At 63.5% G+C, this 14,240-nt stretch carries 10 protein-coding genes; 7 read left to right on the forward strand and 3 right to left on the reverse strand.

All coding sequences use genetic code 11. From position 1 onward, the window contains the following. Position 1 precedes the first annotated feature (1 nt). On the reverse strand, positions 2 to 1,156 hold the full coding sequence (gene prpC, locus BUC24_RS15165) for a bifunctional 2-methylcitrate synthase/citrate synthase (protein ID WP_073217801.1): 1,155 nt from the start codon (positions 1,154 to 1,156) through the stop codon (positions 2 to 4). A gap of 187 nt (positions 1,157 to 1,343) precedes the next feature. Further along, positions 1,344 to 2,231 carry a methylisocitrate lyase gene (prpB, locus tag BUC24_RS15170; protein ID WP_073217803.1) on the reverse strand — a complete coding sequence of 296 codons (888 nt, stop codon included), beginning with the start codon at positions 2,229 to 2,231 and terminating at the stop codon, positions 1,344 to 1,346. Between the two features lie 185 nt (positions 2,232 to 2,416). Between prpB and prpR the strand changes: the two genes are divergently transcribed. From prpR to BUC24_RS15205, 7 genes are all read left to right on the forward strand, one after another. Further along, positions 2,417 to 4,003: a propionate catabolism operon regulatory protein PrpR gene (gene prpR / locus BUC24_RS15175; protein WP_073217806.1), complete on the forward strand. Its 1,587-nt coding sequence runs from the start codon at positions 2,417 to 2,419 to the stop codon at positions 4,001 to 4,003. A gap of 256 nt (positions 4,004 to 4,259) precedes the next feature. Beyond that, the gene (locus BUC24_RS15180) at positions 4,260 to 5,636 is read left to right on the forward strand and encodes a pyridoxal-phosphate dependent enzyme (RefSeq protein ID WP_073217809.1); all 1,377 of its coding nucleotides are present in this window, start codon (positions 4,260 to 4,262) and stop codon (positions 5,634 to 5,636) included. Further along, the gene (locus BUC24_RS15185) at positions 5,633 to 6,811 is read left to right on the forward strand and encodes a trans-sulfuration enzyme family protein (RefSeq protein WP_073217811.1); all 1,179 of its coding nucleotides are present in this window, start codon (positions 5,633 to 5,635) and stop codon (positions 6,809 to 6,811) included. The genes BUC24_RS15180 and BUC24_RS15185 overlap by 4 nt, the downstream gene beginning before the upstream one ends. A 120-nt stretch (positions 6,812 to 6,931) precedes the next feature. Further along, positions 6,932 to 8,041: an AAA family ATPase gene (locus tag BUC24_RS15190; protein ID WP_143167535.1), complete on the forward strand. Its 1,110-nt coding sequence runs from the start codon at positions 6,932 to 6,934 to the stop codon at positions 8,039 to 8,041. After that, on the forward strand, positions 8,041 to 8,457 hold the full coding sequence (locus BUC24_RS15195) for a bpX5 domain-containing protein (RefSeq protein ID WP_073217816.1): 417 nt from the start codon (positions 8,041 to 8,043) through the stop codon (positions 8,455 to 8,457). Before BUC24_RS15190 ends, BUC24_RS15195 begins: the two co-directional genes overlap by 1 nt. After that, positions 8,454 to 10,289 carry a hypothetical protein gene (locus BUC24_RS15200; protein ID WP_073217819.1) on the forward strand — a complete coding sequence of 612 codons (1,836 nt, stop codon included), beginning with the start codon at positions 8,454 to 8,456 and terminating at the stop codon, positions 10,287 to 10,289. The genes BUC24_RS15195 and BUC24_RS15200 overlap by 4 nt, the downstream gene beginning before the upstream one ends. Continuing rightward, on the forward strand, positions 10,282 to 13,017 hold the full coding sequence (locus BUC24_RS15205; protein WP_073217822.1) for a bpX6 domain-containing protein: 2,736 nt from the start codon (positions 10,282 to 10,284) through the stop codon (positions 13,015 to 13,017). Before BUC24_RS15200 ends, BUC24_RS15205 begins: the two co-directional genes overlap by 8 nt. Here the strand turns inward: BUC24_RS15205 and BUC24_RS15210 are convergent. Then, the gene (locus tag BUC24_RS15210; protein WP_143167536.1) at positions 13,010 to 14,173 is read right to left on the reverse strand and encodes a hypothetical protein; all 1,164 of its coding nucleotides are present in this window, start codon (positions 14,171 to 14,173) and stop codon (positions 13,010 to 13,012) included. The two genes, BUC24_RS15205 and BUC24_RS15210, sit on opposite strands and share 8 nt — an antisense overlap. Between the last annotated feature and the right edge of the window lie 67 nt (positions 14,174 to 14,240).

Genomic DNA, 14,240 nt, shown 5'->3' on the forward strand with positions numbered 1-14,240 from the left:
CTTATTTGCGTTCGGAGATCGGCAGGAACTTGAGGTCGTCCGGACCAACATAGTTTGCGCTTGGGCGAATGATCTTGTTGTCGATGCGCTGCTCCACCACGTGGGCAGCCCAGCCGGATGTGCGTGAAATGACGAACAGCGGTGTGAACATCGCAGTTGGCACCCCCATCATGTGGTACGACACGGCCGAGAACCAGTCCAGATTGGGGAACATCTTTTTGACTTCCCACATGACCGATTCAAGACGCTCGGCGATATCAAACATCTTCATCGAGCCCGCTTCCTGCGACAGCGAACGCGCCACTTCCTTGATGACCTTGTTGCGCGGGTCGGACACGGTGTACACCGGATGACCGAAGCCGATCACCACTTCCTTGTTGGCCACACGGTTGCGGATATCGGCTTCGGCTTCGTCGGCGTTCTCGTAGCGTTCCTGAATTTCAAGCGCGACTTCGTTGGCGCCGCCATGCTTGGGTCCGCGCAGCGCGCCAATCGCACCGGTGATGGCCGAATGAATGTCGGAACCGGTACCGGCGATCACACGGGCGGTGAAGGTGGAGGCGTTGAATTCATGTTCCGCATACAGGATCAGCGAAGTGTGCATCGCCTTGACCCACGAGTCGGACGGCTTTTCGCCATGCAGCAGGTGCAGGAAGTGGCCACCGATCGAGTCGTCATCGGTTTCGGTTTCGATGCGCTTGCCATTGTGGCTGAAGTGGTACCAGTACAGCAGCATCGAACCAAATGACGCCATCAGGCGGTCGGCAATGGCGCGCGCACCGGGAATATTGTGGTCGTCCTTTTCTGGCAGCACGCAGCCCAGCGTGGACACGCCCGTGCGCATCACGTCCATCGGGTGGGCCGACGCGGGCAGCGCTTCCAGCGCGGACTTGACCGCCTGCGGCAGACCGCGCATCGACTTCAGGTGCGCCTTGTAGCCTTTCAGTTCAGCCGCATTGGGCAGTTTGCCATGCACCAGCAGGAAGGCGATTTCTTCGAACTCGCAGCTGTCGGCCACGTCGAGAATGTCGTAGCCGCGATAGTGCAGATCGTTGCCGGTCTTGCCGACCGAGCACAGGGCAGTGTTACCTGCGGTGACGCCGGACAGGGCAACGGATTTTTTTGGCTTGAATGCCGGGGCTTGTACTTCACTCATTTGTGGGTCTCCTGGGATGATGGGGATGATTGAGGCAAAGGCACCGTTTGTCGCTACGCCGTCGTCCTCGCGCAGGCGGGGACCCATGGCAATGCAACGCAGAGAAGACGTTCTTCTCTGCGTTGGCGCGCCATGGGTGCCCGCCTGCGCGAGCACGATGTGGGAACGGTCACCGGTGCCACCGCCATTATTTTTTCTGCGCGGCGAACAGCGCGTCGAGCTTTTGCTCGAAATCGTGATAATTGATGCGTTCGTACAGTTCCATGCGGGTCTGCATGGTGTCGACCACGTTCTTCTGGGTGCCGTCGCGGCGAATCGCCCCGTACACATTCTCGGCCGCCTTGTTCATGGCGCGGAAGGCCGACAGCGGATACAGCACCAGACCCACATCGGCGCTCTTCAATTCGTCGGTGGTAAACAGTGGCGTCGCGCCAAATTCGGTGATGTTCGCCAGTACCGGCACCTTGACGGCGTTGGCGAAGGTTTTGTACATGGCCAGATCGGTGATCGCCTCCGGGAAGATCATGTCGGCGCCAGCTTCCACGCAGGCCATGGCGCGGTCAAGCGCCGATTCCAGACCTTCCACGGCCAGCGCGTCGGTGCGGGCCATGATCACGAAGTCGTCGTCGGTGCGGGCGTCGACGGCTGCCTTGATGCGGTCAACCATCTCCTGCTTGGTGACGATCTCCTTGCCAGGACGATGGCCGCAACGCTTGGCGCCCACCTGGTCTTCGATGTGCATCGCGGCGGCGCCAAACTTGATCATCGACTTGACGGTGCGCGCCACGTTGAAGGCGGAGGCGCCAAAACCGGTATCCACATCAACCAGCAGCGGCAGATCGCACACGTCGGTGATGCGGCGCACGTCGGTCAGTACGTCGTCCAGATTCGAGATGCCCAGGTCGGGCAGGCCCAGCGAACCGGCTGCAACGCCACCGCCGGACAGGTAAATCGCCCTGAAACCTGCACGCTTGGCCAGCAAGGCGTGGTTGGCGTTGATCGCGCCCACCACCTGCAGTGGCGATTCTTCTTGGACGGCTTTGCGGAACGCGGCGCCTGGGGAGTACTTGGTCATGAATGGTCCTTGGTGCGTGGAGGAATGCCATTCCAATTGCAAGCAACGTGCCATGGGTAACGCAACAGTAAAAGCATATGAAATCAAGCACTTGCAAAATTGCACGCCAGACCAAATTGAAACGTGAAACAAAAATGAAACACTCCGATGAAACACAAGAATGGAAATCGCGCTAGAATTGAAACATGAACCTGCCCCGCAACAGCACCGACAATCCGGACACACCTGTCATCTGGACGGTGTCCGTCTCCCGGCTGTCCGACCTGTTTCGCGACATCACACTTGAATACGACCACCTGGCCTCGATCGAGCCGGTCAACCTGGGTTTTGACGACGCCGCCCGCTACATTCGCGAGCGCATGGCAACGGAACGCTGCGATGTAGTCATCGCGGCGGGATCGAACGCCGCCTATCTCAAGGGCCGCGTTTCGGTCCCGGTGGTCATTGCCAAGGCCAGCGGCTTCGACGTGATGCAGGCGCTGGCCCGCGCGCGCCGCGTGTCGAACCGGATCGGCGTGATCACCTATCAGGAACAGCTGCCGCAACTGGCAGAATTCGCCTCCACCTTCGGCGTTGACATCGCCCAGCGCACCTACGTGACGGAGGAAGACGCACGGGCGCAGATCAACGACCTGAAAGCAGCGGGAATCGAAGCCATTGTCGGCGCCGGCCTGATTACCGATCTGGCCGAGGAAGCCGGTTTGACCGGTGTCTTCGTCTATTCCGCCACGTCGATCCGCCAGGCCTTTGACGACGCGCTCGAAATGGCACGCCTGACCCAGCTCGAATCGAACCGCGGCCGCCGCACCGTGGTGGCCGACACCTTGCGCGCCAAGCATGGCCTGAACGATCTGCGCGGCGACTCGGCCGCCATGGAAACGCTGCGCCAGGCCGTGGTGCTGTACGCCCGCTCGCCGGCAACAGTACTGATCGACGGCGAAACGGGCACCGGCAAAGAGCTGGTGGCGCAGGCGATTCACCGCGAGGGGCCGCGCAGCCTGGGACCAAACCGGCCCTTCGTGGCTGTCAATTGCGGCGCCATCGCCGAATCGCTGCTCGAATCGGAACTGTTCGGTCACGAGGAAGGCGCGTTTACTGGTGCGCGCCGCGGTGGCCATGCTGGTTTGTTCGAGGCAGCCAACCGTGGCACCTTGTTCCTGGACGAGATCGGTGAAATGCCCCTGCCACTGCAAACCCGCTTGCTGCGCGTGCTGGAAGAGCGGGAAGTGGTGCGGGTGGGCGGCACGCGCCCCATTGCGGTTGACGTACGGGTGATCAGCGCCACCCATTGCGACCTGGAGGCGCGGGTGCGCGAAGGCCGCTTCCGGGCTGACTTGTTCTATCGGCTGGCTGTATTGCGCCTGTCACTGGCGCCCCTGCGTGCGCGCACGGCCGATATTGCGCCATTGGCAGAATGGTCGCTCAAGAATGCGCTGGCAGCGCTTGGGGCGCGGCCGCATCCAAATCTGCATGCGGAAGTGATGGCGTGCGCGCCGCTGCTTGAACGCTATGACTGGCCAGGCAATGTGCGCGAACTGCGCAACCTGACCGAGCGCCTGGCGCTGTTTCTGGCGGCCGAGCCGCTGCAGGCGCTGACGCCGGCGTTTGTGATGGCGCTGGCGCCAGAATTGCAGCGAGGCGTGGCAGTCCTTTCATCTGCTGATGAAGAAAGCGTGGAGCAAGTGCTGGCCCGCTTTGGCGGACGACGTGACGAAGCCGCGCGCCATCTTGGGATTAGCCGTACTACCCTGTGGCGCAAACTCAAGAAATAGCACGTGTACTCACCACTACATCATCCTCGCGAAGGCGGGGATCCATTCCATGTCGCCGAAGTTGTTCAGCATGGTATGGGTCCCCGCCTTCGCGAGGACGATGTAGTGGTTTTGCTTTATGTCGTTGCAAATAATGTATATACAAGCATAAAATCATTCGTTCCATTTTTATAACGGCGCGACTATGATCCGCCCTTTTCAAAAACCGGACGCGGCGCCCACGAGGTGCCACGCGCGCCGGGCCTCGGAGGCTTCCATGTCAGCAGCATCGCAACCCGCACTGTTCAACCTGATCGGCAATACCCCGCTGATCGAAGTGACCCGCATTGACACCGGCCCTTGCCGGCTGTTCCTGAAACTCGAAAGCCAGAATCCCGGCGGCTCCATCAAGGACCGCATCGGCCGCGCCATGATCGAGGCTGCCGAAAAAGACGGCCGCCTGAAACCGGGCGGCACCGTGGTCGAAGCCACGGCCGGCAATACCGGCCTTGGCCTGGCGCTGGTCGCGCGCATCAAGGGCTACCGTGTGGTCCTGGTCGTGCCGGATAAAATGGCGATTGAAAAAGTGCTGCACCTGAAAGCCCTGGGCGCCGAAATTCACCTGACCCGCTCCGACGTGGGCAAAGGCCACCCCGAGTACTATCAGGACCTGGCCGCCAAAATCGCCAGCGAAATCCCCGGCTCCTGGTTTGCCGACCAGTTCAACAACCCAGCCAATCCACTCGCGCACGAGACCACCACCGGCCCCGAATTGTGGGAGCAGTCCGGACACGAGCTCGATGCCATCGTGGTCGGCGTGGGTTCCTCGGGCACCCTGACCGGGCTGTCCAACTACTTTAAGAACGTGCAGCCGAATCTGGAATTCGTGCTGGCCGACCCCAAGGGGTCGATCCTGGCGGACTATATCAATACGGGTGTGCTGCGCGACGACGCCGGCTCGTGGGCAGTGGAAGGCATCGGCGAAGACTTCATTCCCGCCATCGCCGACCTGTCGCGCGTGAAAAAAGCCTACACCATCGACGATGAAGAAAGCTTCAACACCGCACGCCTGCTCCTGAGCCAGGAAGGCATTCTGGCTGGTTCCTCGTCCGGCACGTTGCTGGCCACCGCCCTGCGCTACTGCCGCGAGCAAACCACGCCAAAGAACGTGGTCACCTTCGTGTGCGACACCGGCACGCGCTACCTGACCAAGGTCTACAGCAATGGCTGGATGGCCGACCAGGGCTTGCTGGTACGCCCTACCCTGGGCGACCTGCGCGATCTGATCGGACGCCGCTTCGACGAAGGCGACGTGGTGTCGGTCTCCCCATCGGACACGCTGATGACGGCATTTAATCGCATGCGCAGCGCCGACCTGGCGCAGCTGCCGGTGATCGACAATGGCCAGCTGGCTGGTATCATCGACGAATCGGACTTGCTGCTGCATGTTGCCAACGACCCGGCCCGGTTCCAGAGCCTGGTCGGCAGCACCATGACGGCGCAGCTGCAAACCCTGCTGCCGACAGCGAGCATGGAACAGCTGCGCAAGATCCTCGACCACGGTCTGACGGCAGTAATCAGCGATGGCCAGCGTTTCTATGGTCTGATCACCCGCTTCGACCTTCTTAACCATTTGCGCAGGACTGTATCGTGACCGACTCCAATACCAAAAAACATATTGCCACCCGCGTCATCCACGGTGGCCAGTCGCCCGACCCGACCACCGGCGCGGTGATGCCGCCAATTTACGCGACTTCGACCTTCGTGCAGGAGAGCCCGGGCGTGCACAAGGGCCTGGATTACGGCCGCTCGCACAATCCGACCCGCTGGGCGCTGGAGCGCTGCGTGGCCGACCTCGAAAGCGGCTCGCAGGCATTTGCCTTCGCTTCCGGCCTGGCCGCCATTTCCAGCGTGCTCGAACTGGCCGACAGCGGTTCGCACATCATCGCCGGCGACGACATGTATGGCGGCACCTACCGCCTGTTCGAACGCGTGCGCAAGCGCAGCGCCGGTCATGAATTTACCTACGTCGACCTGACCAATCCGGAAGCACTGCTGGCGGCGATTCGCCCCGAGACCAAAATGGTCTGGATCGAAACGCCCACCAACCCGATGCTCAAGCTGGCCGATCTGGCCGCGATTGCGAAAATCTGCCGCGAGCGCGGCATCATCAGCGTGTGCGACAACACCTTCGCCAGCCCGATCGTGCAGCGCCCGCTGGAATTCGGCATCGACATCGTGGTCCACTCGACCACCAAGTACATGAACGGCCACTCGGACATCATTGGTGGCGTGGCCGTCGCCGGCACCGCCCCGCACCAGCTGGAACTGGCCGAAAAAATCGGCTTTCTGCAAAACTCGGTGGGCGCAATCCAGGGACCGTTCGACAGCTTCCTGGTCCTGCGCGGCATCAAGACGCTGGCGCTGCGCCTGGAGCGCCATTGCGCCAGCGCGCTGGCGCTGGCGCAGTGGCTGGAACAGGAGCCCAAGGTCGGCAAGGTGTTTTACCCGGGCCTGGCGTCGCATCCACAGCACGAACTGGCCAAGCGCCAGATGAACGGCTTTGGCGGCATCATCTCGATTCAGCTCGACACCGATCTGGCGGGCGCGCGCCGCTTCCTGGAACGCTGCGAAGTGTTCACCCTGGCCGAGAGCCTGGGTGGGGTGGAAAGTCTGATCGAGCACCCGGCGCTGATGACCCATGCCACCATCCCGCCCGCGCAGCGCGCGCTGCTGGGCATTACCGATGGCCTGATCCGGTTGTCGGTCGGCGTCGAGCACGTCGACGACCTGCGCCAGGATCTGGTCAACGCCCTGGCAGCGATTTAAGCGATCAGGCAGGCGCACAACAATGCGCCTGCCTCGCCGCAATATTTATTTGTGTGCAACTTTGATTTGATAGAATAGCATCTTCTATTCCTTTTTATCACTGTTGCCATGCCCCAGAACATGAATGAAGCTGCCGCGCGCCTGCGCGACGCGATCCGCGCCGCCACGGCCGGTTTGATCGACCGTGAGCACCTGGCCGAATTATTGATTCTGGCAGCAGTCGCACAGGAACACTTGCTGGTCGTCGGCCCGCCGGGCACGGCCAAAAGCGCGGTGGTGCGACGCGTGGCGCAAAGCTTGGGCGGCAATTATTTCGAGTACCTGCTGGGGCGCTTCACCGAACCATCCGAGCTGTTCGGACCGGTCAACCTGAGCAAGCTGCGCGAGGGCCTGGTCGAAACCGACGTCAGCGGCATGCTGCCGGAAGCTGACATCGCCTTCCTCGATGAAGTCTTCCTCGGCTCCACGGCCATTCTCAACACCCTGCTTGGTGTGCTCAATGAGCGCCAGTTCCGGCGCGGCCATACGCGTATTCGCTGCCCGCTGCGCGTGTGCGTCGCCGCAGCCAATGGCTTGCCGGAAGACGAAGGCCTGGCCGCTTTTGCAGACCGCTTCCTGCTGCACGTATTTGTGGACGCGGTCCCGGACAACAAACTGGAAGACTTGCTGGCCGGTGGCTGGGCCGTTGGCCAGGCGCCGCTGACCGCGCGCGCCGATCTGGCCAGCCTGGACATGCTGAACCGCGCGGTGCCCGACGTGGACATGAGCCTGGTCCGCGCCGACCTGGCCCAGGCCATCCGCCTGCTGCGCCAGGCCAATGTGCAGCTGTCGGACCGGCGCATTGTCAAGGCCCAGCATTTGATTGCTGCGGCCACCGTGCTGGCGGGGCGCACCACGGCCAGCCGGGCCGATTTGTGGCCGCTGGTGTACGCCATCCCCACCAGCACGGGGCAGCAGAATGCCCGCGAAGCGCTGCGCGACCTGCTGGCCGAAGCGCGCCATCCGCTGCTGCACGCCGTTGTCGAGGAAGCCGTCCAGCAGCCGCTGGCACGAGTGGCACGACTGACCGAAACCGCAGCGCGCCTTTTGGCGCAAGCGATGTCGCCCGAGACTCAAGCCCAGGCAGAAGCCTTGCTGCGCGAAATCGATGCCAATTTCGACAACGCCACCATGCCGCCGGAACTGGCGGTACCACGCGCACGCCTGGTGCTCATGGCGAGCGGTGACTGATGCAGGTACTTTTGTGGAGCGAGCGTAGCGAAGCCCTGCCGCCATCGGGCATGGTGACGGCGGGCGCAGTGACGCGCCGCCTGCTCGCACGCTTGCGCAGCGTCGATGGGCAGGCGCTGTCACGCCTGTCGGTGGCTGCCACGCGCGACTTGCTGGTGCTGATAGGCCCGGCCGACGAGCTGCCCTGGGTGGACGGCGCGCGCTACTGCGCACCGGACCCGGACGTACACAGCTTGTGGGTACCAACCAATATGCGCCCAGTGCTGCCGCCCGACTTGATTCGCCGCAGCGCAGCCGCGCGGGCAGGCGATGGCGTCTTGCTGCTATGGCCCTCGCCAGAACAATTCGTGCCGCTGGAAAGCGCGCGCAGTCTGACGCCGGAAGTGCTCGACTGGCTCAAGGAGCAGTGTGCATGAAGCAGCTGCCTGCCCCGTTGCAGCCCTGGCATCCATGGCTGTCGTTATTCCCGCCTGATCTGATCGAGCCTCTGGGTGCGCTGCTTCTGCGCCTGCATCCCCAGATCGGCCCTTTGCGCAGCGCGCCGGCCCGCGCCGACGCCCTGCCAGAAGGCGTGGGCAGCATCGTCCAGCGTGGACCTTACGAACGCTTGTTGATTACCGAATGGGCGTATGCAGACGCCGAACCGGATGAGTTCATTCGCCGCGCTGCCAGCGGTGAATTGATGTTTGCCGGTCCGGAGCCGGCGGCGCGCCAGCGCTCGCGCCGCTGCCTGGCCTTGTTCGACAGTGGTCCGGCGCAGCTGGGCGAGCCACGCTTGCTGCACCTGGTCCTGTTCATCCTGCTGGCGCGCCGCGCCGAGGAAGCCGGCGCCTTGTTCGAGTGGGGTGTGCTGCAGGTGCCTGGCAAGCTGCATGGCAGCAGTGACCGCGAAGCTATCAAGGCACTGCTGAACGCACGCACACTGTTTGCCGCACAAGCCCAGCACATCGAGGCCTGGAACGACGTCATTGATAGCGCCGCTGACGATGCGTGGGTGATCGGTGCGCATGGAAGCGAGCGGCCGCCCGGGGTACGCGGGCATATCGGCATTGCTCGTCACTGGCTGGAAGAGCGTCTCGACGTGCGGTTGACGATGCATCAGGCGGTGCGCCAGTTCATGCTCGATCTGCCACCGCCACCGCTGGCAACGCGGTTGCTGCGCAGTCCCTTTGAAACCCTGGCCAGCAACGCGCAGGTGCGTCAGCCAGGGGGCCGTCCATCCCTGCTGCTGGCGCCGCGCTTTGCCGTGGCCGCATCCATGCTGGCAGTGCCGCAGCTCGATGGCGGCATCATCACGTATCCGGTCCCGAATTCGCTCAGGGCCAAGCCGGGGACGCCGCGGCGTCAGGCGGCACCGGCCACGGGCGCGATCCTGGGCGGTGGTCTGTTCGGCAAAGGGATGGGTAGTTTGATCGGTGAAGGAGACAATCTGCGCTTCAAGGGCTTTCCCATTGAAGGGTTTTCATCCAAGTACGCCGTCACCCCACGTCCGTCGAATGAGGAATTTAATCACCCGCCGCAGAGCGGCCGCTGGCTGCCAGTGTTTTTCCTGAAGTGTGAGCTTCCCGTCTCGCGTAACGCGCCGCGTATCACGCGCAGCAATGTGATCGCGCTCGACAGGAGCTTGCGTCTGGTCTGCTGGAGCAGGGAGTCTTCGACCCAGAGCAATACTGCTACCCAATCGCCGATCAAGTTCAGCACCATCGCCAGTTGCGTCATCGGCGCTGAACAAACCTCAGACAGGATTCTGTTCGGCGTCGCCGGCAATGGAGAGACAGAACTGAAGATTTATAAACCGGGAACAGGCACCAGCAATCTGCTGACACTGCCGCGCAGCGCAAGCAGTATCCTGTTTGGCGACCTGCGCCACTGGCCGCGATCGGGCGAGCATGGAGCGCTTGCCTTGAAGGTGGAGCCGAACGAGTGGTGGACCGGAACCAGCAAGGAGATGACCATGCTCAAGGTCGCCGAAGGTGCACGCGTGATCGGCGTGGCCAGGAGCGAAAAGCATGGCTGCGTGGGCCTGGTGGTACTGGCGCCCGGCAGGCGCATCATCGAAATGTACTCCGGCTCAGGCGTGCGCGTGCTGGTGCGCTCGTCCGGCAATATCGCGCAGGTGAGCGTGTGTCCGTTTACAGGCAACATCGCCTGGATAGGCGCCAGCAGTCTGCGCGTGTACGTGCAGGCAATCGACCAGGACAAGCCGTATCTGGAAGTACTCAATGCCGAAGGCGACAGCGATGAATAATATCCGGCGTCCGCTGTTCGACGGCATGCGCGAAATCCACGCGATCTGGTTCGATGTCCCACTTATCGGCGAGCCAGCAGCACGGCGCCGCATCCTGGCCCACTGGCAGCGTGGCGCGCGACTGCATCGTGCTGCCGAGGGCTATCTTCTGACGCTGGCACAGTCACGATTTGCCGATTGCGACGGCCTTGATGGCCTGGCGCTGTGCCGGCTGGGAACCGGCTTGTCGAGCGCCCCGCTGGCCGTTGACGAACTGGCCGCCATTCCACCCGGCGGCTGTCTGCTGGTGCGCGGTGCGCACGCCGTTGCTTGCTCACTGACCGCGGCCGAGCTGGTGGACCCGGCGCTGTGGATCGATACCAGCGCAATCGCGATTCGCGAACCAATGCGCATTCCCAGGTCGAAGGTCAAGGTCAGCATGGCCGACCCGGAAGCCGAAAAATCCCTGCGCGAGATACTCGACAACGCGATTTTGCCGCCGAGCGAAGCGCGCGAACAATTCCTGCGCGAGCGCGCGCGCGCCGCCAAAGAAGGGACGAAGGGTGGCACCGGCGTCGCAGGCAAGGCTGTTGGCATGGCCCTTATCGCCGCAGCCGCCGGAGCGGGCTTGCTGGCGACCATGCTTATCGGGCTGCTTGGCGCGTCGAAAACCGGCGGCGGCGGCAGCGGCAGCAGCGGCGGCGGCAGCGGCGGCAAGGCGAGCGCGGAAGCGACTGGCAGGCGCGCCCCGGACCCGATATGGAAACAAAAACTGTTCGCGGCCGCCGCCAAGCTGGCGGTCATGAGCAAGATATCCGACGTCATCGGCTGGCGCCAGGCGGCCTATCTGCGCAAAATGGTTGACATGTTCGAGCAGGGTGACATTGCCGAGGCGCTGCGCCACGCCATCCCGCTGGGCGGCGATGACGACAACATGCGCCAGCTGCTTGGCAGCTTCGGGCCGCGTTCCAGTCTGGAGATCAATGCGCCCGGCGGCACGTCAGCCACTGTCAACGTCGACATGGCGATGCAGCAGTATCTGCGCGAGAAATACCGTCATCTGTTCGCGCGCCTGGACCGCGACGGCCGCATCGATGAAGCGACCTTCGTGCTGGCGGAGCTATTGAAGTCGCCCATGGAAGCAGTCGACTACCTCGAAAAAAACAAACGCTTCAAACAGGCAGCGCAACTGGCGGAGAAACTGCAATTGTCCGCCGAGGTCTCGCTGCGTCTGTGGTTCCTTGCGGGCGACATCGAACGCGCCGTCCGTATTGCGCGCCTGACCGGGTCATTTGCCGATGCCGTGCGCAAGCTCGAACTCAGTCAGCACAGCGGCGCGGCAGAGCTGCGCATGGCGTGGGCAAGCTACCTGGCCGCGCGCGGCGACCTGGCCGAAGCGGCCGACGCGCTGTGGCCGCTGGAGGCGCAGCACGAGCAGGCGCTGGCATGGCTGCTGCAGGCCGAGCGCAATGGGGGCATGCCCGGTGCGCGCGCCCTGGCACGCAAACTCGCCCTGATGCCCGAAGCGCTGGCGGACAGCGTGGGCAGCATTCGCGCCATCCTCGACGCGCCAGAGGACAGCGGCGCGCGCTTGCGCGTGACCTTGTGCACCGAGCTGTGTGAATTGAATAAGCAATCGTCGGCCACCCGGCGCCTGGCCGCTGAATTGCTGCGCCCTCTGCTTGCCGAGCGCAGCGTCGGCCTCAATCAGCTGGACCGGACGACCTTGAAGCGCCTGATCACCGTTGCCGATGCAGGGACGCTGCAAAGCGACCTGCCGCCGATCGACTTCAAAGCGCCAGCCACCCCAGTGACGCTGAACAACCAGACCGCGCCGCTGCAGCTGCACGGTGGCGACGTCGGCCTGCTGGCAATTTATGATGCGCGCCGGCTCCCGTGTGGTCAGTATCTGCTTGCACTGGGCGAAGGCGGCATGCTGCGTGTGACTGCCAAAGGCAAGCACGTGGTGCATTTCCCGCTGCCGGCCTTCCAGCTGGTGTTGTCGAAAAACGGCCAGCGTGCACTCGCACTGGCCCGGCGCGGGGACGTGGTACGGGTCAGCCGCGTGGACCTGGTCACGTGCAAGGTGAGCGACTGGATCACGCATCCAATCGACTTTTGGGCTGGCCAGTATGACGGTGTGGTCTGGAATGCCGTGATTGACAACCGGGTGGTAGCGATTGATACCACCCAGGACCACTTGGCCCTGGTGTGGCAGATTGCCGACCTGCCCGGCAGAGTCGTCGCCTTCCATGACACTGGCGCAAGCCAGACGATCCTGATCGGTACCGACAGCGCCCTTGAACAGTGGCGCTACCAGCTTCCGGACCGGCGTCTCATCCAGCGCGACAGTTTTTCCCTGCCGGTCGACGGGCAGCTCGCACTCGCGCACCCGGCCTGCAGTACACCGCTGGTGCTGCGCCTTGATCAGAATGACGGCGTCGGGACCCTGCACGTGCCGCGCCTGCGTGGCGGTGACCTGGAAATCCAGGTGCCGGTGGCCGCCGAAACCAGCGTGGACACCAAGGCCAGCTGGTTGATGGTGCAGTCGGTGGACAGTGACGGCCAGTTCCGCTGCATGGTGGTGGACCGCCAGCTCCATGCCGTGGTGGCGCAATTGAATCTGGCGCATGCCGAACATGCGGGGGTGGCCGCGCACGACGACCATATTCTGCTGTTCGACCGCGCTGGCCGCCTGCTCGACCTGGACACCACAGACTGCAAAGTGCACAGCCTGTCGATCAGTTGACGGCGCAGGTGGCGACAGCGCCGCGACGGGTGGAGCGTCCTGCCTGTGAAAAGACAGGCGCTGCGTGCCGCGTGTCCGGGCCCGGCTCTTGCGCGGCGGGTTGCGGGCTGTGATACGCGCCCATCGCGCCACCGTTGTCGGCGCCGCTGGCGATCTCCCAGGCGCAATCGTCCGCCAGCGTCGCGTAGTCGGCACTGCCATACCTCATACTGCGAAAGCGCGGCAGTATGCGCTGGCGTTCCTGCCAGGATGCGCCAGCCAGACGTGCTTCGTCCGGCTGGCAATGCGCGCGTGCCGGCGTTCTTGAACCGGCAGCGAGATAGCAGTACCGGATCAGCCCCTGATCGCGCCGTCCTGCCAGCAAGGCGCCGAGAAAAATTGCGTTCTCGGCCAGAGCCAGTCGGGCAAGCTGGCTGACACCAACCACCGTGCTGCGCAGGATGGTCGCACATACGCGTGCGGCATCCTGCTGCCGGTCGGCGATGGCCAGTCCGGCCGCGTGGCCAGCATCGATGATGCTGTCGCAAACCAGCAGCGCGCCGCCCGCGCCATTCAACTGCAGGCCGCCGGTAATGCAGTGATCGAGGCACAGCGCGACGGCGTTCACGTCCGAGACCAGACTGGGTGCGCTGCCCCAGCGCGCTTCCCCCACGCCTTCGGTCTCCCAACCGGGCACCAGCGTGCAGTGGCGCAGCACAACTTGCGCGGGTACGCCGGCACAACTGCCCCGCAGCGCCAGCGCACCGCCGGCGATCAACACACCATCAATGTGCAAGCGTGCGCCTTTGGCGCAGTCGACGACAATCCGTTCCCGCTCGCCGCTGTGGTAGTCGAATATGCGCAAGGTGGGCCGGCACATGTCTGCCGCGCGAAGATAGAGTTCATCGTCAGGGTCCAGCCGGATTGAGGGTGCTTCGTGGTAGGTGGTACTGTCCGCAATTTCAATCACCGCCACGCGCGGTCCATTGCCGGCGCGTTTGTCGGCAGTCCACTGGGCCAGCGCCTGCGTCACGGTGGCGAACTCCCCTGGGGCGCAGCGTTTTTGTACCCGGTACACGGGCGCACCCGGCAGGGCAAGCGCTGCACGCGAGTAATGCCCGCCGCCAATGGACGTCGCACGAGCGCCGGCGGCGAATTGCTCATTAGAATTATGCAAATGGCTGGCATGCCGTCCCATGATTGATCTCGGTCAGTTGTGCCGGTCTCGTTCGTTGACGAAACCG

This window comes from Massilia sp. CF038, from assembly GCF_900129765.1.
In the GTDB taxonomy this organism is placed as follows: Bacteria; Pseudomonadota; Gammaproteobacteria; order Burkholderiales; family Burkholderiaceae_D; genus Telluria_A.